Source organism: Corynebacterium sp. KPL1824 (genome assembly GCF_000478095.1).
GTDB lineage: Bacteria > Actinomycetota > Actinomycetes > Mycobacteriales > Mycobacteriaceae > Corynebacterium > Corynebacterium accolens.
On record NZ_KI515749.1, the window covers coordinates 182059 to 202778 of the forward strand.

Below are 20720 nucleotides of genomic sequence, written 5' to 3' on the forward strand. Positions count from 1 at the left end.
AGTCAGAGAAGCATGATTCCGGGGTGCAACTCGGATAAGAACTGCGGTATTTGCAATAAGGTTCGTTAGCGGTTTGAAACCGTTCCACTATCCGCTCATCGGGTTCCGAATTCCTAGCTTCAGAGATTGCGTTGACACCGATGATGGTTGAAAGCCGACAAGCCCTGCCCCTTCGCTGGTGATATCAGCAGAGCTTTAACTCAGGCTATCTCGGTATAAACCTATCTCGGTATAAACAATGTATGGCACGGAGCACTGCCGTGCTGCTCGGTCCCCGCTAAACTCGCCGGTATGACCGATCTGCAGCATGTCCACTCCGTAGATGAAGCGGTGACTCGCTTAATTGAGCATTATGAAACCTCGTGCGAGTTGGCGCGCGAGGCCCTTGCCTCCGGCACCCTCGATGATTATCGCCACGTGGTCTATCCCAAGGTGACCGTGGAGATCCGTAAATGGCAGCCGATCGACCGCTCCGAGCCCTTTGGCTATGTGGACGAGGCCGGCAAGTATTCTGCGGTCGTCTCCAAGCCGCACATCATCCGAGAGTACTTGCACGAGCAGCTGACTCGGCTGACTAACAATTATCCGTGCGATATCTTCGTGGGCCAATCGGATGAGCGCATTCCGCCGGAATACATCAAAGATGCCCCGGCGGCGCCGCAGGAACGCGGCCCCATTCCGCGCCCGACCTTGGATGAGGTCAATGATGCGATTATTGATGGCGAGTGGGATGCGTTTCACGGCGGGGAAAAGCCGCTCTTTCACTTCGGGGCGCAGCGCTTCGATATTGCCTGTGCGCGCATTGAGCATTACACCGGCATCGAGGTCGATACGGTGCAGAAATACATTCTGTTTACCAATTACGCGATGCATACCACGGAATTCGTGAAATTCGGCCTGCGCGAGCTGACCAAGGAGGATTCGCGTTATACGGCGCTGGTATTGCCCAATGGGGAGACCATTCACCCTAATGATGCGGTGGACCTCGACCTGGATGGGCTAACGCTGACCTCGCGCTTTCAGATGCCCCGGTTCGATCTCATTACCGCAGGTGGCGATGGCATCACGATGATCAACATCGGCGTGGGGCCATCGAATGCCAAGACCATTACGGACTGCTTGGCCGTGCTGCGGCCGGAGGCCTGGATCATGATTGGCCACTGCGCCGGCATGGATGGGCGCATGCGCATCGGTGACCTGATCTTGGGCAATGCCTACGAGCGCCACGACCACATCTTGGACCGACAGGTGGTTTCTTCCACACCGATTCCGGCCATTCCAGAGGTCCAGCGCATGCTGGAGGCGGCCGTCGATGAGGTCTACGGTAGCGATAATTCGCTCATGCGCACCGGCACGGTGCTATCGACCGATGACCGCGATTGGGAGTGGCGCACCAGCCGGGATCTGTGGGAGTGGTTGCGCACTTCTACCGCGGTGGCGGTGGACATGGAATCGTGCGCCTTGGCGGCGAATGGGTACCGCTACCGCGTGCCTTATGGCACGCTGCTGTCCGTGTCGGATCTGCCGCTGCACGCCGTGCCGAAGCTGCCGGCGCAGGCCCAGGCGTTTTATTCCAACTCCAAGGAAGCCCACGTCATGTGCGCGGTGCGCGCGGTGGAACAGCTGGCAGAAAATCCGGAGCGCCTGCGCACTCGCAAGCTGCGGCGGACGCTGGGAGAGGTTCCTTTCCGGTAGCTGCTTTCCCTTGGTAGGTATCGCTAGTTAAACTACAAAGAAAGCCCATGACGCAAAAGGAGCCGCGCAATCGTGACTGAGAATTGGATCCACCCGGACCGGGAGAACCTCACTTGGGAAGTCTTCGGCGAAGCGAGCCGGAATCTTTCGGAGCAAATCGTGGAATCCGGCTGGTTTCCTGACTTGATCGTGGGCGTTGCCCGCGGCGGCCTGATCCCGGCCGGTGCCATTGGTTATGCCATCGGGGTCAAGGCCATGGGCGCTATCAACGTGGAGTTCTACACCGATATTGGCCAGACCTTGGATGAGCCGATCATCTTGTCCCCGCAGTTGGATACGGATTCCCTCAAGGGCAAGAAGGTGCTCGTCGTTGATGACGTGGCCGATTCCGGCAAGACCTTGGATCTGGTGGTGAACTTCTTGGAAGAAACTGCCGATGAGGTGCGTTCCGCTGTCGTCTACACCAAGCCGAAGACCATTTTCGAGCCGGACTATTCGTGGAAGAAGACGGATAAGTGGATCAACTTTGCCTGGTCGGTGCTGCCGGTCATCACGGCGGATGGCTCCTTTCAGGAAGGCTCGTAGTAGCTACTAGTATGTGCAGGCGTGATTAACGAGCAGCCTGCACCCACCGGCGTCATCGCCAGTTTCCGCTTCGCATTTTCCTCACCTGCGCGTTTGCGCAAGGAAGTGCTCGGCGGGCTGGCGGTGGCGCTTGCTTTGATCCCGGAAGTTTTAAGCTTTTCTATTCTCGCTGGCCTCGACCCGCGGGTGGGGCTGTATTCTTCGGTGATTATGGCGATGGCCATCGCCTTTACCGGCGGGCGGCCCGCCATGATTTCCGCAGCGGCCGGTGCGGTTGCCCTGGTGGTGGCCCCGCTCGCCCACGAGTATGGGCATGATTATGTGGTGGCGGCGGTGCTTGCGGCCGGTATCATCCAGGTGCTGTTGGCGTGGGTGGGCATCGCCAAGCTCATGCGTTTTATCCCACGTTCGGTGATGACGGGATTCGTCAATGCGCTGGGCATTATGATGTTTACCGCGCAGCTGCCGCACCTTATTGATGTCCCCTGGATGGTCTATGTGCTGGTGGCCATTGGCCTGGCCATCATGATTGTTTTGCCGCGGTTTACCCAGGCAATTCCGGCGCCGTTGGTGACCATCGTGGTGGTAAGCATCATCGCCGTCGCGGCGGGGTGGAAGGTGCCGGATGTGGCGGACCAGGGCGAGCTGCCCACGACGCTGCCGGGCCTTTTCATTCCGGATATTCCGTGGAACCTGGAGACCCTGCAGATCATTGCGCCCTACGCCTTTGGGATGGCGCTGGTGGGCCTCATGGAATCGCTGCTTACGGCGAAGCTTGTCGATGACATTACGGATACCCACTCCGATAAGACCCGCGAATCCTTTGGCCAGGGCATTGGCAATATATTGGCCGCGGCGATTGGCGGCATGGGCGTGTGCGCAATGATTGGCCAGACCATGATCGGCGTCAAGGTATCCCAGGCGCGCACGCGCTTGTCGACGTTCCTCGCCGGCGCCTTCCTCCTCGTGCTGTGCCTGCTTTTCGGCGAGGCGGTAGGCCGCATTCCGATGGCCGCGCTGGTCGCGGTGATGATCCTCGTGGCGGCGACGACGGTCAATTGGCATTCCATCCGCCCGCGCACGCTCAAGCTGATGCCGCTTTCTGAAATCCTCGTCATGCTGCTGACGGTCGCGGGCACGCTGGCCACGCATAACCTGGCGGTAGGAGTGGTCTTAGGCGTGGTGGCTGCATCGATTGGCTTTGCCCGCCGGGTGGCGCACCTCGTGGAAGTTGAGTTGGTAGATGGATATACCTACGTGGTGCATGGCCAACTCTTCTTCGCCTCCTCGAATGATTTGGTTTACGCCTTTGATTACACGCTTGATACGGACTTCGTGGTGGTGGACCTTACCGATGCCGAGGTCTGGGATGCCTCGACGGTGGCGACGCTGGATGCGGTGCAGAAAAAGTACGCGGATCGCGGCATTGAGGTGGAGTTTCGGGGCCTCGATGGGGCGAGCGCGCAGCGCCTGGAGCGCCTGAGTGGGCAACTGGGTGATTAATATCACATTGCAAGTTTGATGTGCGGGGGCGTACCCGCCGCAAGGCGGTAAATGGAGCGACCTAGCGCGGCGAGATTGGCCGTTTAGGGCAATGACCTCGAACTATTAGGCGATATTAACTTTGCGCCGTGGTGCAGCTTTGTCTTAACTAACTTAGGTGATCCAATCTGAAAAATGCCCCTGAGGTGCGGGTTTGATTAAGCATACCTTGCTAGACGGGAGATTTTATTTGGGTATTGTAGTGCCTACAACCAATTAATTGATTCCTACAGAAAGGATTTAGCAATGGATGAGAAGCTGCAAACCCTGCTAAACAATCAGGTCATTAACGAGCACGGCGCCGCTATGGTCTACACCCAGCTGGCCTACGAGATGGACAACCTGTCCTTCCCGGGCATGCGCGATTGGTTCATGGCTCAGGCTGGCGAAGAGCGCGTTCACGCACAAAAGCTTGCGGATCACCTCTTGGCACGCGGCTACCGCGTAGAGCTCAACGATATCCCGGTTGGCTCCATCAAGGCTGCCACCCCGCTGGATGCGTTCGAAGCTTCCTTGGCGCACGAGCAGAAGGTCTCCGAGCAGATCCGCGAGATCGCCCGCGTTGCCCTTGACATCCAGGACTTGGACTCCCGTCAGCTCATTGACTGGTTCTTGGCTGAGCAGATCGAGGAAGAGGACACCGTTTCTGAGATCATCGACCAGATCAAGCTGGTGGGCAACGATGGTGCTGGCCTGCTGCGCATCGATTCCCGTTTGGCTAACCGCAACTCCTAAGTTGTGAATAACAAACACATCAAGATTTAAATCAATCCTCCCATGGCACTGCGCTGCTGTGGGAGGATTGACGTATGTCTGCACACCTCAAAACAACCCTCTCCGCCACCCTGGCGGTATTGGCATTAAGTCTCATCATTGGGGCTGCGGTCATCTCAAGCCACGTCACCCTCGGCATCTTTTTAACCACTGCGGCGCTCATGCTGAGCCCGTTTGCGGGGGTGGTGATGCTGGCGTGTGGGGTCATCGGCAAGCGCGGGCTGGTCAACCGCTCCCTATATTCCCTGAGTGGAATGCTGATTTTGGCCTCGCTGGCCGTGCTCATCGTTTTGCCGATGGCGCAGGCGACGCTGGCGCTGGTGATTTTTATCGCCGGTATCGCGGTGGGGATCGTGGCAGTGCAGACCCAAGCTACTAGGCGCGCATAAACTGGATGCATTATGCCGAAGTTGCTGTTTGATCTCTACGGCGTGCTGCTGCGCCCCGCCACGCCGGAAGCGCACGCTGAACTGGAGCGCTTCCTCGCGCCGGCAAACCCAGAGGCATTCTGGGAGGCCTATAACTTTTTCCGGCCCGATTACGATGCCGGAATTTTTAGCGATAGCCACTACTGGAACGAGATTGCCGCCCGCGCGGGGATGGAACCTATTGATTGCGCCGGGGCCGTGGCCTGCGAGAATCAGTACCTGCTCGAGGCGGACCCAGAGATGGTGGCGCTGGTTAAAGGGCTCATCGGGGAGGGCTTTAGCGTGGGCATTTTATCCAATATCCCCACAACCCTGGCGGAGCAGGTGCGCGCGCAGCACCCGTGGTTAACTGAGTGTGCGGCGGTAACGTTGAGCTGCGATATCGGAGTGGCTAAGCCGCACCCAGAGGCCTACCGGGTGGCGGTGGACGCGCTCGCGGCGCAGCCGAAGGACACGCACTTTTTCGATGACAGCATCGACTACATCGAGGGCGCGACCTATTGCGGGTTGCACACCCACCTATTTACCGGAATCGACTCTGCGCGTGAGGTTCTACGCGGTCTGGAGTGAGCGGCCGAGCTCCAATGGCTCGCGCAATAGTTGATCGGTGGCCACGGTACGGGCGACGGCTCGCACGATTTCTTTGTGGCTTGGAATCATGCGCAGTTCCAGGTCCTCCGAGGCGGAATCGCGCACGGTGGAGGCAAAAAGCTGGGGCGCGCGGGAATCGCCGGTAAAGGCCCCGCCGGCAATGACCACGGTTTTTGGTGCGTATTCGTGGACCATGTCCGCCGTAATCTGGCCCAGCTGGCGGGCGCGCTCATCCAAAATGGCGCGCACGGCTGAATTGGACTCGGCGATGGTCGCGACCTCGGGCAGGGTACTGGCCTCGATGCCGTGGCGGCGCACGGCCTCCAGGATGGACTGGGTGGCCAAGAGGTGTTCGGAAGCGCCGTGGCCCAGCACGTCAGAGTGGGTCTGCGGGAGCGGGATGATGGAATTGACCTCGTCATCGACGGAGAGCGCAGATCCTAAGGAATCATCCGCGAAGAGCAGGAGAACGCGCTCGTTCGTGCCAATCTCGGCAGCCTGGGTCTCCGAGCCCAAAATGGCGGAAATGGCAGAGGTAACAACCACGGGAACGCTAAATTGGAAGCGCAGGCGCGCGGCGATATCCACGCCGTGCCAACCCAGGTTATCCGCGGTGACTAGGCCCTCTTCATCCACGGTGCCCGAGGTGGTAATCCCCAAGGCCACGAGCCGGCGATCTAGGCCCGTCATCATGCGGTTGATGCCGGCCATGATGTGTTCAAGAAAGTCTTCCTCCGTCAGGCGGGCGACAGGAGTGGCGATCTCTTCTTCTGAAACGGTGCGGCCCTTGATGTCATAGAGGCCGATATAGGTCTCAGAGGTGCCGACAGCGATGCCGCCGAGCACCCAGTTATTATCCGCGGCCTCGAGGGGAACGGTAGGGCGGCCCCGGCCCTGGGATTGGGTGAGGTCGGTGCGCTCTTGGATGAGTCCTGCGTTGAGGAGCGCGGTGGTAGCGCGGGTAATGGTGGGCTGGGAGAGTCCGGTGGCTTCTACCAGCTCACTACGGGTAATGATCGGGTTCAGGCGCACCAGGTGAAGGCACTTAGCAGCCGGTGTACGGGGGCGGGTGAACACGGGGCCAGGTTTGATCATGAAAGAAAGTATATGTGTCACAGACTGCTTTGTCTAATCTATTCATAGGTATATGTACCGAATGGTCTAAAGGTGGAGGTAGGCCGAAAATTCCCTATGCTGGGGCGCATGAAATCAGTAGCGGTTTATTGCGGCTCCGCCGTGGGCAATTCGCCCGCCTATAGCGCAGCGGCACAACACTTGGGCGGCGAGCTTGCCCGTCGCGGGCTGAACTTGGTCTATGGCGGCGGAAATATCGGCCTCATGCGTGAGGTTGCCAACTCCTGCTTGAAGGCCGGCGGCACCGTCACTGGCGTCATGCCGCAATCCCTGGTGGATTTAGAGATCTCCCACCCAGGCTTGACCCGCCTCGAGGTCGTGGATTCTATGGCCGAGCGGAAAACCCGGATGGAGCAGCTGGCGGATGCCTTTATCTGTTTGCCCGGCGGCGTGGGCACGTTGGAGGAAGTGACAGAGGTACTGACCCAACAACAGCTGGGCAGCATTCGTGGGCCCGTTGGCTTGGTTGACGTGGAAGGTTTTTGGCAGCCCTTTTATGACATGTATGCCGCCATGGCTGAGGCGGGCTTCATCCTGCCTCGCTTTGTAAAAGCACTGGTCATAGAGGAAAATCCCGCGGCCGTGCTGGATGGTTTTGTCCAGTGGCACTACCCGGGCACGAAGTGGAACAACGATTAGCTAACAAGTTTGCAACATTTGGGTGGGGCTGGGTGGCCTATCAACAAGATAAAGGGTTAGACTTCCCTCTTATGAGTTCTGAGCAGACCGCTAAGCGCCAGCCCTCTCTACTGGACGCTTCGTGCGATAACTTCGTTCACGACCTAGCCGAGCTATCCCCAACTGATGCAACCGCGTGGGGAATTGACGGTTTTGAAGGCGAATTGCAGGATTTTTCCCCCGACTATTTTGAGGCGGTCGCTGATCGCACCCGCGATATGGTTGCGGATCTAGATGCCTTGGATGACACCACCGATGAATCCGATGATGAGGATGACTTCGATGATGTGGATTATGTCACCGCCGCCGTCTTGCGGGATCGTCTCTGCTTAGATCTGGATTTGCACCACCACGGCGAGGATATTCGCAGCCTTAATAATATTGCCTCGCCCGTGCAGACCATCCGGGATTCCCTGCTGCTTATGCCGCAGGAGACCCAGGAGGACCGCGAGGCCATTCGCTCCCGCCTGTCCAAGGTCAAGGGTTCCCTCGATGGCTACCGCGAGTCCCTGAAGGAAGCGGCCTCCCACGGCATGGTGGCACCGCACCGCCAGATCTCTGAGGTCATTGTGCAGTGCGAGCGGCTTGCCGATGCCGACTCCATGCTCGAGGGCCTCGGCCTCGACCCCGACTCCGCCGAGGTAAAGAAGGCCAAGGAGGCCTTTGGCGAGTTCTCGGATTGGCTGTCTAATGATCTGCAGCCGCAGTCCTCTAATAAGGACGCGGTGGGCCGCGAGCGCTACGAGCGTTTCTCCAAGCTTTTCGTCGGCGATTCCGTGGACTTGGACGAGGCCTATGAATGGGGCCTTGACCAGGTGCGTTACCTGCGCGGCGAACAGGAGAAGATCGCGCACGAGCTTTATGGCTCGGAGTGCTCGGTGCGCTCTGCCATGCGCAAGCTGAACCACGAGGAACGCTATACCCTGCGCGGTACCGATGCCTTGGTGGAGTGGATGCAGAGCAAGGCCGATGCGGTCATCGCCGAGCTCAACGGCAAGGAATTCGACATTCCGGAAGAAGTCGAAGAGATCGAGTGCTGCATCGACCCAGCCGGCACCGGCGGCATCTTCTACACCCCGCCCAGCGATGACTTTTCGCGCCCGGGCCGCATGTGGTGGTCCGTGCCGGAGGGCCAAGATACCTTCCACACCTGGCAGGAGCTGACTACCGTGCACCATGAGGGCGTACCGGGTCACCACCTGCAGCTGGGTTCTGCCCTGGTACAAGAGGATCTCAACCTGTGGCGCCGCGCGGTGACGTGGAATTCCGGCCACGGCGAGGGTTGGGCCCTATACGCTGAGCAGCTCATGGCCGAGCTGGGCTACATGGACGATCCTGGTGTGCGGATGGGGCTGCTCGATGCCCAGCGCCTGCGCGCGGCCCGCGTCGTGGTGGATATCGGATTGCACCTGGGCAAGAAGCTGCCGGACTGCACCGTATCCGGCGTATGGGATAAGGCCCACGTGAAGACCTACATGCGCGAAAACACCGCCATGGATGATGCGAACCTCAACTTTGAGGTCAACCGCTACCTGGGTTGGCCGGGCCAGGCCCCGTCCTATGCCTTGGGCCAGCGCCTGTGGCAAGAAACCCGCGCCGCCGCCGAAGAGCAGGGCATGAGCGCCCGCGAATTCCACTCCGAGGCGTTGGCTCTTGGCTCGGTGCCCATGTCGGTGCTGCGCGAGGCCGTGCTCAATAACTAAACGCGCAGGCTAGCCGCGCACGCTAGCGCCTTTTAGCAAACTTGCTGACAGCCCTGATGAGCTGCGGCAGGTACCCCGCAATGACCAGCACGGCGATGAGGCGGGTGAGCTGCACCGCGATAACCACGGGGCCAGCCCCGCCTTCCGCGGAGAGCGCGAGCACGGTCTCTAGCGCGCCGGGGCTGGTGGCTAGGTAGGCCTCGAAGTAACTGATATTCAGCCAGTGCATCAGCGGCCACGCCGTGGCCGCACACAGGCCGAGGACGGCGGCGATGGAAAGAATCGTCGCGGGAAGTTGTTTGGCAAAGGCCTTGAGCGATGGGAGGGAAAGCCCGCCGCCGCAGACCCACCCGATGGATAAAAAGGCGATGACCTTAAAGGCATAGATCGGCTCCAGCGTATGCCCCTCCGGCAGGAAGAAGGAGGCCAGCACCGTCAAGATCAACGGGCCGAGCACGGCCGCTGCGGGCAGGTGCAGGAATTTTCCAAGGCTTTCACCGACCAGCGCGATAACGAGCACCAACGCGATGATCCACCAGGTGGTTTCCGCCTCCAGCCTTAAGTCACCGCCCCTTCCGGCCGGCGTATCGAGGAAGGTCACGACGGCGGGAAGGGATATGGAGACGATCAATAACCGCAGGTATTGGGTGAGCGCGACGTAGCGGTAGTCGGCACCGAGTTCATCGGCAAGCGCGGGCATGAGCGAGGCACCGCCGGGGAGCATGGACAGGATGCCGGTTTCGGAGGAGACGTCCCGTGGCCGCTGGCGGTGCAGCATGACGCCGCAAAAAATTCCCAACGCGATGGTGACAAAGGACATGGTTATGGCAGCCGGCAGGTATCCCACCAATTGGCCGAAGGAAACTACCGTCAGCGGCAGCGCGGCCATGATGCCGATGAATCCGCGCGATAGCCCATAAAATTTGCGGTTGACCTTGAGGTCTTCACCGGTGATAAGGGCCATGGCGCCGGAGGCGATGATCGCGGCCAAAATCCACGCGGCCGGCACGTGCCACATACTAAAAAGCCAGCCCAAGAGGATGGAGACGGGGACCACGATGCCCCACCGCAGGATGGTGTGGGTGTCTACGCTTATTCCCCAGTGCCGCTGTGCCACGTATTCTCCCATCTTCTGCTCGTCTTCGATCGAGTCTAGACCTCCCCGCCGCGGGGTTTATGATCTCCTCATGGATATCGACGTGGCGCAGTGGGCGGTGCTCCTTGTGGGCGCGGCGGGAGCAGGCTGGATCGACGCGGTCATCGGCGGGGGAGGCCTCGTGCTTATTCCACTATTGCTTGCCGTGGTTCCGGGGCTCGCGCCGGCAACGGCGCTGGCCACCAATAAACTTGCGGCGGTATCCGGCACGGCATCGGCGGCCGTGACCTTGGTGCGCAAGGTGCGCCCGCCCGCAGGGGAGCTCGTTCGCTACGCCCTCATCGCCCTCGTGTGCGCCGGGCTGGGCGCGAGTGTGGCGGCGAATCTTAATAGTGAGATCATGCGCCCGCTCATCATCGTGCTCTTAGTGGTGGTGGGCGTCTTCGTGACCTTTAAGCCGAGCTTTGGCACCACCGAGTCTCCCGGGATCCGCGGCGGATGGCGCACCTGGGCGGGGCTTGTGGCGGTGGCGGCCATCTCCTTTTATGACGGCATCTTTGGCCCGGGTACCGGCATGTTCCTGATTATGGCCTTTACCTTCATCTTCTCCCAGAACTTCTTAAAATCCGCGGCGATGGCCAAGGTGGTCAATACCGCCACGAACCTCGGTGCGCTGGTGACCTTCATCCTTGGCGGCCACGTGTGGTGGGCCCTTGGTATCGCGTTGGCCGCCGCCAATATCCTCGGCGCCCAGGTGGGCGCGCGGACGGTGCTCAGCGGCGGGACGAAGTTTATCCGCTATGCCCTGCTTACCTTGGTAGTGGTCATGAGCTGCTATTTATCCTGGCAGCAGTGGGGTTAGGCTACATCCGGTTCTTGGTCCGCGCGGTGGCGATGGCATTCCACGGATCCTCGGGCCACGGGTGCTTGGGGTAGCGTCCGCGCATATCGGCGCGCACCCCGGCGTAGGGGCCGGACCAGAAGCTAGCAAGATCATCGGTGACCGCCAGCGGGCGGCCGGCGGGGGAGAGCAAGTGGAATTGCACGCGGTTGCCGCAGTACTCCGGGGATTCGGCCAGGCCGAAGCATTCTTGCAACTTGATGTGGACCACGGGGCGCTCGCCCGACCAATCGATCTTGGCATCGCGGCCGGAGGGCACGGGCAGGCGCTGAGGTGCGAGCTCGTCCAGGCGGGTGGCTTCGGGCCAGGGGAGCAGGCGCTGCAGGGCGGGGTACATGTCTATTTTGGCGGTGGGGGTTCCCGCGGCAATCTGGTGCAGCTCGGGCCCAAGCCACTCGGCGGGATCGGCGGCATCGACTTCCGGCCAGGGGTCGCCGTAGTGCGCGTGCAGGTGGCGGAGCCTATCTTTTAAGCTCTGGGCCTTCTCGCTGAAGGTAAATAGGCCGAGGCCTTCTTCGCGGATGCCGGCGGCAAGGGCCTGCGCGGCGGCATCGCCGGTGACCTTGACCGGGGTTTCGGACAGCACAATCGCCCCGGCCGCCCGGACTTTGACCCCGCGCACGCGGCCCCCACGCAGGAAGGCGCGGGTTTCTTCTGTGACGCCGATGGCATCCAGCGCGGCAGACTCTTCGATGCGCGCGGCGGTGCGGATGATGGGGTTTCCGGCATTGGAGAGGGTGACCTCCGCGATGGCGAGCCACGGCGAGCCGGCCAGCCCGGAGTTATCCAGCAGCCGGGCGCGGGTGCCGCTGGCCAGCAGGTAATCTTCGCCCACGCGCTTGGCCACCTGCTCGGGATAGGCGGTGGCGACGACCTCGCCAGGGTCAGCGGGTCCGAGATCCTCCACCAGGCGAGACAGGCGCCTGATTTCCTTCTGCGGTGCGGGGCGGCGGGTGAGATCGGTGGTGTTGGTGGGGGCATCGGCAAGCGCGGCGATGGTGGGCGCCGCCTGGCTGCCGTGCCGGATAAGGGCCGCGCCTTGGCGGGGATCGGTGGGCAGCAGGGCGAGTTCCTGCGTCGCGCCAATGCGCTCGAGGGTGGCGCGCGCGGCCGCAAGGGCTTGGGCGGGCGGCGGATCGAGCAGCGGGAAATCCGGGCCCGCGCCCCAGCAATCCAAAAACAGCGCAGCCTGCGTGAGATCCGCGGACAGGATCTCCGGCGTAGTGTGCGGGGAAAAGTGCTGGTAATCGTCCTGGGAATAGCAGCGAATGACCGTACCCGGCGCCTCACGGCCGGCACGGCCCGCGCGCTGGTCCGCGCTCGACTTCGACGTGGAGACCGTCACCAGGCCAGACATGCCGCGCTGTGCATCGCGCCGGGGAACGCGGGCCAGCCCCGCATCCACCACCACGCGCACGCCAGGCACCGTCAGCGAGGATTCCGCGATGGACGTCGCCACCACAATGCGCTGCTCATCGGTATAAAGCGCGGCATCTTGCTCTGCGGTGGTCTGCTTGCCGTGCAGCGGGAAAACATTATGGCCCTGCAGCTCCTCGCACACCAGGTTGACCTCGCGCACGCCGGGCACGAAGACCAGCGTGGATTCGTGTTGGCGGGCCGCCTGCTTGGCGATGCCCCCGTAAAACTCCCGCGACCCCGCCGCGCGCCCCGATTGCGGCGCGTACTGGATATCCAGGGGATAGGTCACCGCCTCTGTGGTGTGGACGAGCGAGCCCATGAGCTGGGAAAAGCGCTGCGCGTCGACCGTTGCGGACATGGCGATGACGCGGAAGTCTTCGCGCAGCTCGGCCAGCTCCAGGCACATGCCGAGCACCAGATCCGTATCCAGCTGGCGCTCGTGGACCTCATCGATGGCCACGGCGGCCACGCCCTCGAGCTCCGGATCTTTGAGTAGGCGGCGCAGCAGTACGCCTGGGGTGACGAATTCGACCTCGCTGCCCGTGCGGGATTCGCCGCGGATGGCGAAGCCGACCTTATCCGGGGTGCCGCTGAGGGTGCTTAAGCGCTGGGCGGCCGCGCGCACGGCCACGCGGCGCGGGGCGGTGACGATGACCTTGCCGCGCCCTGCGGAATGATTGGCTAGCGCCGGTGGCACGAGCGTGGTTTTACCCGTGCCGGGCGGTGCCTGAATGACGACGTTTCCGGTGTGGGGCAGCGAATCGATGGTCTTGGCTACGGGCAGCCCCGCGCCAATGCTGGCGAGATCGAACATTTACTGCGCGGCCCCAAAACCTTCCACGGGGCCGTCCAAATCCTTGCGCTCCCAGGAATCCTCATCGCCGTCCAGGGTGCGTACCACGCGGCCGGGCGTACCCAGGACCAGCGAATTATCCGGGATATCCTTGGTCACCAGCGTGCCGGCACCAATAACGCAGTTTTCACCAATGGTAACCCCCGGCATGACGGTGGCATTGGCCCCAAACCAGGTATTGCGCCCCACGGTGATGGGGTGGGCGATTTCCCACCCGCCCTCGCGCATCGCGTGATCGTTGACGGGGTGGCCCACCGTAATGAACGAGCAATTGGGCCCAATCAACACGCGATCACCGAATGTGACCTTGGCCTGGGCCAAAATGCTGCTGCCAAAGTTGATGAAGACGCCTTCCCCACAGACGATATTGCAGCCGTATTCCATATTCAGCGGCGCGTGCGCCCCCGGCACGTGCGATTCGTCCGGCAGGATCTCCCGCAAGATTGCCTGCGCCTGCTCCTTATCGGTGTTGTGCAGATCGTTGAACTGCCCAATCAGCCCAAAGGTGCGCTGGTGCTCCTTATCGATGTCCCCCATGCCCGGCAGGTGCCACTGCCCACCCGTCATTCGCTCCCAAGTGCCGTAGCGTTGCAGGTCGTGCAGCTTCTGTTCATCCATGGTGGCCATTGTAGAGGGCGCGTGGTTCCTGCCGAGCATACCGGACTTGACCCCCTCACCTTTCGATAGAATTAAGGAGACGTTTCTTATCAAACCATGTTTTGGAGTGTTTTTCTGATGAGTCGTTTGATTGGCTTTGCTGGGATTGCGGTGCTTGTGGTTTCAGGGGTCTTTGCTTTACTCGGTTACACAAAAATCTCGTATATTTTTCTAGCCGTTGCCGCCGTTGATCTCATAGTTGCCCGGATCTATCAGCCTGACGAATCCAACGACAGAAGAGCTAAACAGCTAAAAGCAGTTAGCTGCTTCTTCATACTCCTCGGCACACTTTTCATCTATATAACAGGGAATTGGATAGGTATCATCGCAATATTCTCAGGAATAATAGATCTCATGTCTGGAGAATATTCAATACTTAGAAAACAGCCGCAGAACCGATAGATTTGTCGGCTCTAATGCAAAGTGCTATGGGTCAATGACTGATCTCAAACAGGTGGGTACTTTCGTTCCTTTTCCGTTCGATAATGCTTCTATCGTTGTCTGATTTCTGGATTAGGCTATGTGGGACCTCGGACGAGGTAAAGGCTTGAGTTCTAGGATTGACAGTGCGAGCTTGCTCGATGCCCGACCTATCGTCCAGACCACCACCAAAGTAGAAACTCCTGCTTGGTATGCCATCGCTTCCCGCATTTCGTCGGCAGCGTGGCCTAACCGATTAGCGGTTAGGGTGGAGGAATGCTTTTTGATTCACTGCCGCGGCCGAATGCGTACGTCGCGCCGGGCGTGGGGCACGTGCCGGGGTGGGTGGGCATCGGCAAGCAAAAGGCCCTTGTAGAAGAGACGCGGGAGATTGCTCGTGCGTATGCGCATACGCCGATGGCGATGGTGCAGCCGCGGCTGAAATCGGGTGGGCAGATGAGCGTATTTCAGCTGCATCTTGGCCGGTATTGGCATTATCCCAGCTACCGGTACGTGGACAATATGGAAGGCACGCGGGTGCCGCCGGTACCGGATAGCCTGCGGGAATTGGCCCCGGCGGCGCTGCGGCAGGCGGCCCAGGTTGCCCCGGAGCTTGAACCATGGGTGGATAACTTCGTGCCGGAGATGGCGCTGGTGAATTATTATCCGCCCGGCTCGGCGATGGGGATGCACGTGGATGACTCTGAGGAATCGCCCGCGCCCGTGATTTCGCTTTCGATTGGGGATGAGGCCCTTTTTCGCATAGGCCATACCGAAAATCGCACTAAACCCTGGGACGATGTGACCCTGTGCTCGGGTGATTTGGTGGTCTTTGGCGGGCCGAAGCGCTTTGCCTACCACGGGGTCGTGCGGGTAAATGATGGCACGCTGCCGGAGGGATGCGGGCTGCAGGAAGGCAGAATCAATATCACCATCAGACAAGTTTCGGCGAGCGCGGTAGGCTAGGGCGGGTTACATAAAGGTTGAAGGAAAGAGGTTTTTCTTATGTCCCGAATTGGCATCATCATCGGCTCTACCCGCGATAAGGCAGCAGGCCAGGCGGTAGGCGAGTGGGTCAATGACGTGGCCCAGGGCCGCCAAGACGGCGTGGAGTACGAGTTGCTGGAACTGAAGAAATTCAATGTTCCACTCCTTACCAGTGAAGTCGTTCCTGGCGCGGCGAATAAGCAGTACGATGACGCCAACGTGCAGGAGTGGTCCAAGGCCGTCGATGCCTGCGATGGTTTTGTCTTCGTGACCCCGGAGTACAACCACTCCGTGCCTGGCCCGTTCAAGAATGCCTATGATTCGCTCGGCGCGGAATGGGCCGGCAAGCCGGTGGCCTTCGTGGGCTACGGTTCTGTCGGCGGCGTGCGCGCGGTCGAGGCATGGCGCACTGTGGTGGCTAACTTCTCCATGCCACAGCTGCGCAACCAGCTGGACTTTAATATCTTCACCGACTGGAACGATGGCGAATTCCGTCCCAGCGATGACTCCTACGAGCGCGCAAACTCCCTGCTTGCTGAGCTCGAGGACGCACTTTAAGTAAAAGGCCCTGCACCGCGCAGCGCGCTGCGTAGCATGGGGTGCATGACTGAAAAGAAAGTAGCAGTAGTAACCGGCGCCTCCTCTGGCATTGGGGAGGCCACCGCGCGTTCTTTGGCCAAGGACGGCTGGCACGTTGTCGTGGGCGCGCGCCGGACAGACCGCCTGCAGCAACTTGCCAATGAAATCGGTGGCGAGGCCTACGAACTTGACGTTACGTCCGATGTCTCCGTCTCCAAGTTCGTCTCCCACCTCGAGCGTGTAGACCTCTTGGTCAATAACGCCGGCGGTGCCAAGGGCTTGGAGCCGCTGGTCGATACCTCCATCGAGGACTGGCAGTGGATGTACGAGACCAACGTGCTCGGCACCGTGCGCATGATTCAGGCGCTCATGCCCAAGTTAGAGCGGGTGCCAGATCTTTCCGGACTGATTATTAATGTCGGTTCCATTGCCGGCTGGACCGTGTACGAAGGCGGTTCCGGCTATAACACCGCTAAGCACGGCGTGCGCGTGATTTCCCGCGCGCTGCGGCTAGAAAATCACGATGTGCGCGTTACCGAGATTGATCCTGGCCGCGTGGCCACGGACTTTTCCTTGGTGCGCTTCAAGGGCGATGAGAAACGCGCGGCCAAGGTGTATGACGGCCAGCTCAACCTCGTGGCAGAAGACATTGCGGAGGCCATCCGCTGGGTCGCCGCCCAACCGGCCCACGTCAACGTGGATACGATGACCATTAAGCCGCGCACGCAAAGCTAAGGCCCCGCGGGCCTCTGCAAAGAGCAGCGGCGGGGCGGGGCCTAGGCTTTATCTTCCTGCTTGAGCCTTATTGCAGGCCAAACTGATCCCATGCGGCAGGGGCCAGGTTCTGGTACACGTGCTTGTGCTCTTGGTATTCGGCAAGGCCGGTGGGGCCCAGCTCGCGGCCGTTGCCAGACTGCTTGTAGCCGCCCCATTCCGCCTGCGGCAGGTACGGGTGGAAATCATTGATCCAAATGGTGCCGTGGCGCAGGGCGCGGGCAACGCGCTCGGCGCGGCCGGCATCGGAGGTGTACACCGCGCCAGCCAGGCCATACTCGGTATCGTTTGCGATCTCAATGGCCTCTTCTTCGGTGGTGAAGGTCTCGATGGTCACGGTCGGGCCGAAGGCCTCATCGTGGACGCAGTCCATCTCGCGGCTAGCGCCATCGATGATCGTGGGCAGGTAGTACACGCCCTGGCCCAGATCCGTGGTGCCGGTGCCGTGCTGGCCGTTGGTGTCCTCGCTGGTGGCGGCGCGGCCTCCGGTGAGGATCTTGGCGCCTTGTTCGCGGGCCTTGTCCACGTAGGCTGCTACCTTCTCGCGGTGGTCGGCCGAAATAAGCGGACCGGTCTCGGCCTTGTCATCGGTGGGTCCACCGATCTTGATCTTCTCGGCGCGCTCGACCAGTGCGGCAACGAACTTATCGTGCAGGGACTCTTCCACCACGATGCGCGAGCCGGCGGAGCAGACCTGGCCGGAGTGGAAGAAGGCGCCGTTGAGCGCATTATCCACGGCGACGTCGAAGTTGGCATCAGCAAAGATAACGTTCGGGTTCTTGCCGCCGAGCTCTAGCGCCGTGCGCTTGACGGTTTCGGCCGCGTTCTTTGCAATCAGCTTGCCGGTAACGAGGCCGCCGGTGAAGGAGACCATGTCCACGTCGGGGTGCTGGGAGAGCGGATTGCCGCAGTTAGCGCCGGCGCCGGTGATGAGATTGCCCACGCCATCTGGCAGGCCGCATTCCTTCAGCGCAGCCATGAGCAGCATGGCGGTGTGCGGGGTCAGCTCCGCCTGCTTGAGCACGAAGGTATTGCCGGCAGCAAGGGCCGGGCCTACCTTCCAGGACACCTGCAGCAGCGGGTAATTCCACGGGGTAATCAGGCCGCAGACGCCCACCGGCTCGGCATCGATGCGTGAGCGCAGGTTGGGATCTTGCGGGTCGACCACGCGGCCAGCTTGGTGCTGGGCCAAGGTGCCAAAGTACTCGAAAGCATTGGCAATATCGTCCATATCGCCCAGGGATTCCTCGTAGCGCTTGCCGGTATCCGCGGATTCGGCTTGGGCGAAAAGCTCCTTGTGCTCACGGATGAAATCCGCCAGGCGGATGACGATCTTGCCGCGCTCGGCGGACGGCGTTGCGGCCCACTCGCCCTTATCGAATGTTTCACGTGCAACCTGGATGGCACGCAGGGTATCTGCCTCGGAGGCCTCAGAGACGACGCCGACGGTGGAGCCATCGGCAGGGCAGATAATGGTGCGGGTCTCGCCATCCTGGGCGGCCTCCCACTGGCCGTTGATGAAGAGCGACTTCGGGGCATCACCGGAGTGCACGCCCTGGAGCAGTTCGGTGGTCGTGGGATCGAACAAGGTGTTCTGGGTGCTCAAAGTGCAAGCAACCTTTCTCTAATTGCGGCGGTATTGCCCGCCAGTTTAACTATCTTCGCGCCAGGTGCGTTCCGGCTCGGCGCCATCGGAGACATCGGAATCGCCCGGCTGGCTTTGCTGCATGTAGAGGAATGCCAGGTGACGCTCGTACAGGTCCAGCACGTTATTGATGATCTGGTTTTCGGAGTAGCCGTAGACGTCATAGCCCAGCGAACCGGTCATGTCGTAGACCTCCAGGCGGTAGTACTCGCCGTCGCCCTCGCAGAAGTCCGGTCGCTCCGCGGAAACCGGGAAGAGCTGGTAGCGGAATTGGCGCTCGTTGTGCAGCCGGACCTCGAGATCGAGCTGGGGCAATTCGGCATCGGGAAGCTCACTGGTAAGCAAGATGGCGTCATAGCCGCGGGTGCGCATTTGCGTGGCCACCTGCTCGAGGGCGTAGGCGGCAGTTCCCCGCAGGTAGTCATCCATGTCCTGTTTGGTGGGGAAGGAGTTGGCGCGGTCCAGGCGGTTCTTCCACAGGTTGGAATCGCTCGGCTCGCGCTCGGTGCGGCTGCTGATGGCGCCGTGCAAGGCGGTTTTCCGGGCCTCGCGCTGGACGATTTCCAGGCGCAGCGACTTCCAGAGCGAGAACATGATGAGGTAGACCACGAACGCGAAGGGCAGGCCCATGACCACGGTTGCGGACTGCACGGTGGCAATGCCATCGAGCTGCAGCAACGCCAAGGTGAGCGCGCCGACGGTAATGGACCAGAAAATGCGCAGCCACCGGGCGCCATCCTGCCGGTTATCCGTGATGCGGGAGGTGAAGTTGGACATGACCAGCGCACCGGAGTCCGCCGAGGTGATATACAGCAGGAGGCCGATGAAGGTGGTCAGGAAGATGACGATGGCGGAGCCAGGGAATTCCTGGAGCATGTCATAGAAACCCTGCTCCGGAACGTTGATGGCGTTTTCCGCAAATTCCGGATAATCACCGGAGCGCACCATGTCCAGGGCGGTATTGCCAAAGAAGGACATCCACATCAGGATGAACAGGAAGGGGAAGGTCAGCGTGCCCAGGATGAACTGGCGCAGCGTGCGGCCGCGGGAAATGCGGGCCAGGAATAGGCCGACGAAGGTCGCCCAGGCAATCCACCAGGCCCAGAAGAAGAGGGTCCAGGACTGCATCCAGGTATCTACGCTGGCTTGGTCCTCAGCAAAGGCGAAGGTCTCCAGCGTCCAGGAGGGGAACTTGGAGACGTAGTCACCGATATTGGTGACGATGGCGTCGAAGAGGTAGGCGGTCTTGCCAAAGACCACGACGTAAATCATCAGCGCGATGGCCAGGTACACGTTGAGCTCAGAGAGGAAGCGAATGCCCTTATCCACACCGGATACGGCCGATAGCGTTGCGATGACCACCGCGATGATGATGAGTGCGGATTGCAGCCCCAGGCCCTGCTCGATGCCAAAGATGAGGTGGAAGCCGTAGGACAGCTGCACCACGCCGATGCCCAGGGACGCGGTAACGCCGAAGACGGTACCCAGCATGGCGGCAATGTCCACCGCCGAACCAATGGGCCCATGCACGCGCTTGCCGATGAGCGGGTACAGCGCCGAGCGAATAGCCAGCGGCATATTCAGGCGGTAGGCGAAGTAACCAAAGGCCATGCCCATCAGCGCATAGAGCGCCCAGCCGGTAAGCCCGTAGTGGAACATGGCATAGACCACGGCCTCTTTGGCGGCCTCCATGGTTTCGCCATCGCCCACCGGCGGATCCATGTACATCGTGACCGGCTCGGCCACGGCGAAGAACATGAGGTCCACGCCGATGCCGGCGGCAAAGAGCATGGATACCCACGAGAAGGTATTGAATTTGGGCCGGGAGTGGTCTGGTCCCATGCGGATGCTGCCGGTATTGGAAAAGGCGATGTAGAGGACAAAGACCACGGCGATGGTGGCGGTCAGGACGTAGAACCATCCCAGGTTCGTGCCAATCCATCCGGTGACGCTGGCGAGTGTATTCGCTGCGGACTCCTGCCCGAAGCCCGCGTACAGCGCCATGGCGATGATGAGGACACCGGAAATGATAAAGACCGGCCAATTGGGCTTGGGCGCGGCCACCTCATCGGCGCCGACATCATCGCCGGTTTCGGCCTTGTAGCTGCCGACGATGGCGCGTACTTGGTTGCGCGGTTTACGGCCCTTGTCCCCAGCTGAGCGAGTATCCCCAGCGGAGCGAGCGAGAGAGGTGTCGGAGTCCCCTGTGCGGGACTCCTCATGGTCGTGCGGACCAAGGTTAGCCATCTACTTCTCCTA

At 60.9% G+C, this 20720-nt stretch carries 19 protein-coding genes; 13 read left to right on the forward strand and 6 right to left on the reverse strand.

Going from position 1 to position 20720, the window contains the following annotated elements; genetic code table 11:
• The first annotated feature begins 291 nt into the window (after positions 1-291).
• From amn to HMPREF1267_RS00835, 6 genes are all read left to right on the forward strand, one after another.
• Positions 292-1695 carry an AMP nucleosidase gene (amn, locus tag HMPREF1267_RS00810; RefSeq protein ID WP_023028075.1) on the forward strand — a complete coding sequence of 468 codons (1404 nt, stop codon included), beginning with the start codon at positions 292-294 and terminating at the stop codon, positions 1693-1695.
• A gap of 72 nt (positions 1696-1767) precedes the next feature.
• Positions 1768-2280, forward strand: a complete 513-nt coding sequence (locus HMPREF1267_RS00815) for a phosphoribosyltransferase (RefSeq protein WP_005276176.1) — start codon at positions 1768-1770, stop codon at positions 2278-2280.
• A gap of 21 nt (positions 2281-2301) precedes the next feature.
• Positions 2302-3783, forward strand: a complete 1482-nt coding sequence (locus HMPREF1267_RS00820) for a SulP family inorganic anion transporter (RefSeq protein WP_023016463.1) — start codon at positions 2302-2304, stop codon at positions 3781-3783.
• A 285-nt stretch (positions 3784-4068) separates the two neighbouring features.
• Complete coding sequence (locus HMPREF1267_RS00825; RefSeq protein WP_023016464.1) at positions 4069-4557, forward strand: ferritin; 489 nt, start codon at positions 4069-4071, stop codon at positions 4555-4557.
• Positions 4558-4631: 74 nt separating this feature from the next.
• Positions 4632-4985, forward strand: a complete 354-nt coding sequence (locus HMPREF1267_RS00830; RefSeq protein WP_023016465.1) for a hypothetical protein — start codon at positions 4632-4634, stop codon at positions 4983-4985.
• Positions 4986-4997: 12 nt separating this feature from the next.
• Positions 4998-5594: an HAD-IA family hydrolase gene (locus HMPREF1267_RS00835; RefSeq protein WP_023016466.1), complete on the forward strand. Its 597-nt coding sequence runs from the start codon at positions 4998-5000 to the stop codon at positions 5592-5594.
• On the opposite strand, the gene HMPREF1267_RS00840 is transcribed toward HMPREF1267_RS00835, so the two are convergent.
• A complete protein-coding gene (locus HMPREF1267_RS00840; RefSeq protein WP_023016467.1) occupies positions 5577-6710 on the reverse strand; it encodes an ROK family transcriptional regulator in 1134 nt (377 codons plus the stop codon). The two genes, HMPREF1267_RS00835 and HMPREF1267_RS00840, sit on opposite strands and share 18 nt — an antisense overlap.
• Before the next feature lie 108 nt (positions 6711-6818).
• Here HMPREF1267_RS00840 and HMPREF1267_RS00845 point away from each other — a divergent pair, with 108 nt between their 5' ends.
• A complete protein-coding gene (locus HMPREF1267_RS00845) occupies positions 6819-7388 on the forward strand; it encodes a TIGR00730 family Rossman fold protein (RefSeq protein WP_034653731.1) in 570 nt (189 codons plus the stop codon).
• 71 nt (positions 7389-7459) lie between these two features.
• A complete protein-coding gene (locus HMPREF1267_RS00850; RefSeq protein WP_023016468.1) occupies positions 7460-9130 on the forward strand; it encodes a DUF885 domain-containing protein in 1671 nt (556 codons plus the stop codon).
• Positions 9131-9152: 22 nt separating this feature from the next.
• On the opposite strand, the gene HMPREF1267_RS00855 is transcribed toward HMPREF1267_RS00850, so the two are convergent.
• A complete protein-coding gene (locus tag HMPREF1267_RS00855) occupies positions 9153-10259 on the reverse strand; it encodes an AbrB family transcriptional regulator (RefSeq protein ID WP_005276193.1) in 1107 nt (368 codons plus the stop codon).
• A 58-nt stretch (positions 10260-10317) separates the two neighbouring features.
• On the opposite strand from HMPREF1267_RS00855, the gene HMPREF1267_RS00860 reads away from it, so the two are divergent.
• Positions 10318-11088, forward strand: coding sequence for a TSUP family transporter (locus HMPREF1267_RS00860; protein ID WP_023016469.1), 771 nt, complete (start codon positions 10318-10320; stop codon positions 11086-11088).
• A gap of 1 nt (position 11089) precedes the next feature.
• On the opposite strand, the gene hrpB is transcribed toward HMPREF1267_RS00860, so the two are convergent.
• Together hrpB and HMPREF1267_RS00870 are read right to left on the reverse strand one after the other, a co-directional pair.
• Entirely contained in the window at positions 11090-13360 is a 2271-nt protein-coding gene (gene hrpB, locus HMPREF1267_RS00865) for an ATP-dependent helicase HrpB (RefSeq protein ID WP_023028076.1), read from the reverse strand.
• Positions 13361-14026, reverse strand: a complete 666-nt coding sequence (locus tag HMPREF1267_RS00870) for a sugar O-acetyltransferase (protein ID WP_084539211.1) — start codon at positions 14024-14026, stop codon at positions 13361-13363.
• Between the two features lie 108 nt (positions 14027-14134).
• Here HMPREF1267_RS00870 and HMPREF1267_RS00875 point away from each other — a divergent pair, with 108 nt between their 5' ends.
• From HMPREF1267_RS00875 to HMPREF1267_RS00890, 4 genes are all read left to right on the forward strand, one after another.
• Complete coding sequence (locus HMPREF1267_RS00875; RefSeq protein ID WP_023028078.1) at positions 14135-14458, forward strand: hypothetical protein; 324 nt, start codon at positions 14135-14137, stop codon at positions 14456-14458.
• Between the two features lie 294 nt (positions 14459-14752).
• A complete protein-coding gene (locus HMPREF1267_RS00880) occupies positions 14753-15442 on the forward strand; it encodes an alpha-ketoglutarate-dependent dioxygenase AlkB (RefSeq protein ID WP_023028079.1) in 690 nt (229 codons plus the stop codon).
• Positions 15443-15481: 39 nt separating this feature from the next.
• The gene (locus HMPREF1267_RS00885) at positions 15482-16021 is read left to right on the forward strand and encodes an NADPH-dependent FMN reductase (protein WP_023028080.1); all 540 of its coding nucleotides are present in this window, start codon (positions 15482-15484) and stop codon (positions 16019-16021) included.
• Between the two features lie 36 nt (positions 16022-16057).
• Entirely contained in the window at positions 16058-16777 is a 720-nt protein-coding gene (locus tag HMPREF1267_RS00890) for an SDR family oxidoreductase (RefSeq protein WP_023028081.1), read from the forward strand.
• A gap of 67 nt (positions 16778-16844) precedes the next feature.
• On the opposite strand, the gene HMPREF1267_RS00895 is transcribed toward HMPREF1267_RS00890, so the two are convergent.
• Both HMPREF1267_RS00895 and betT read right to left on the reverse strand, forming a co-directional pair.
• Positions 16845-18422 (reverse strand): aldehyde dehydrogenase family protein, encoded by a 1578-nt coding sequence (locus HMPREF1267_RS00895; protein WP_023028082.1) that lies wholly within the window; start codon positions 18420-18422, stop codon positions 16845-16847.
• 45 nt (positions 18423-18467) lie between these two features.
• Entirely contained in the window at positions 18468-20708 is a 2241-nt protein-coding gene (gene betT / locus HMPREF1267_RS00900; RefSeq protein ID WP_023028083.1) for a choline BCCT transporter BetT, read from the reverse strand.
• Between the last annotated feature and the right edge of the window lie 12 nt (positions 20709-20720).

Coding starts and splice junctions, on each gene's coding strand:
- amn (WP_023028075.1), top strand. CDS start 292: ATGACCGATCTGCAGCATGTCCACTCCGTAGATGAAGCGGTGACTCGC.
- HMPREF1267_RS00825 (WP_023016464.1), top strand. CDS start 4,069: ATGGATGAGAAGCTGCAAACCCTGCTAAACAATCAGGTCATTAACGAG.
- HMPREF1267_RS00830 (WP_023016465.1), top strand. CDS start 4,632: ATGTCTGCACACCTCAAAACAACCCTCTCCGCCACCCTGGCGGTATTG.
- HMPREF1267_RS00835 (WP_023016466.1), top strand. CDS start 4,998: ATGCCGAAGTTGCTGTTTGATCTCTACGGCGTGCTGCTGCGCCCCGCC.
- HMPREF1267_RS00840 (WP_023016467.1), bottom strand. CDS start 6,710: ATGATCAAACCTGGCCCCGTGTTCACCCGCCCCCGTACACCGGCTGCT.
- HMPREF1267_RS00845 (WP_034653731.1), top strand. CDS start 6,819: ATGAAATCAGTAGCGGTTTATTGCGGCTCCGCCGTGGGCAATTCGCCC.
- HMPREF1267_RS00850 (WP_023016468.1), top strand. CDS start 7,460: ATGAGTTCTGAGCAGACCGCTAAGCGCCAGCCCTCTCTACTGGACGCT.
- HMPREF1267_RS00855 (WP_005276193.1), bottom strand. CDS start 10,259: ATGGGAGAATACGTGGCACAGCGGCACTGGGGAATAAGCGTAGACACC.
- HMPREF1267_RS00860 (WP_023016469.1), top strand. CDS start 10,318: ATGGATATCGACGTGGCGCAGTGGGCGGTGCTCCTTGTGGGCGCGGCG.
- hrpB (WP_023028076.1), bottom strand. CDS start 13,360: ATGTTCGATCTCGCCAGCATTGGCGCGGGGCTGCCCGTAGCCAAGACC.
- HMPREF1267_RS00870 (WP_084539211.1), bottom strand. CDS start 14,026: ATGGCCACCATGGATGAACAGAAGCTGCACGACCTGCAACGCTACGGC.
- HMPREF1267_RS00875 (WP_023028078.1), top strand. CDS start 14,135: ATGAGTCGTTTGATTGGCTTTGCTGGGATTGCGGTGCTTGTGGTTTCA.
- HMPREF1267_RS00880 (WP_023028079.1), top strand. CDS start 14,753: ATGCTTTTTGATTCACTGCCGCGGCCGAATGCGTACGTCGCGCCGGGC.
- HMPREF1267_RS00885 (WP_023028080.1), top strand. CDS start 15,482: ATGTCCCGAATTGGCATCATCATCGGCTCTACCCGCGATAAGGCAGCA.
- HMPREF1267_RS00890 (WP_023028081.1), top strand. CDS start 16,058: ATGGGGTGCATGACTGAAAAGAAAGTAGCAGTAGTAACCGGCGCCTCC.
- betT (WP_023028083.1), bottom strand. CDS start 20,708: ATGGCTAACCTTGGTCCGCACGACCATGAGGAGTCCCGCACAGGGGAC.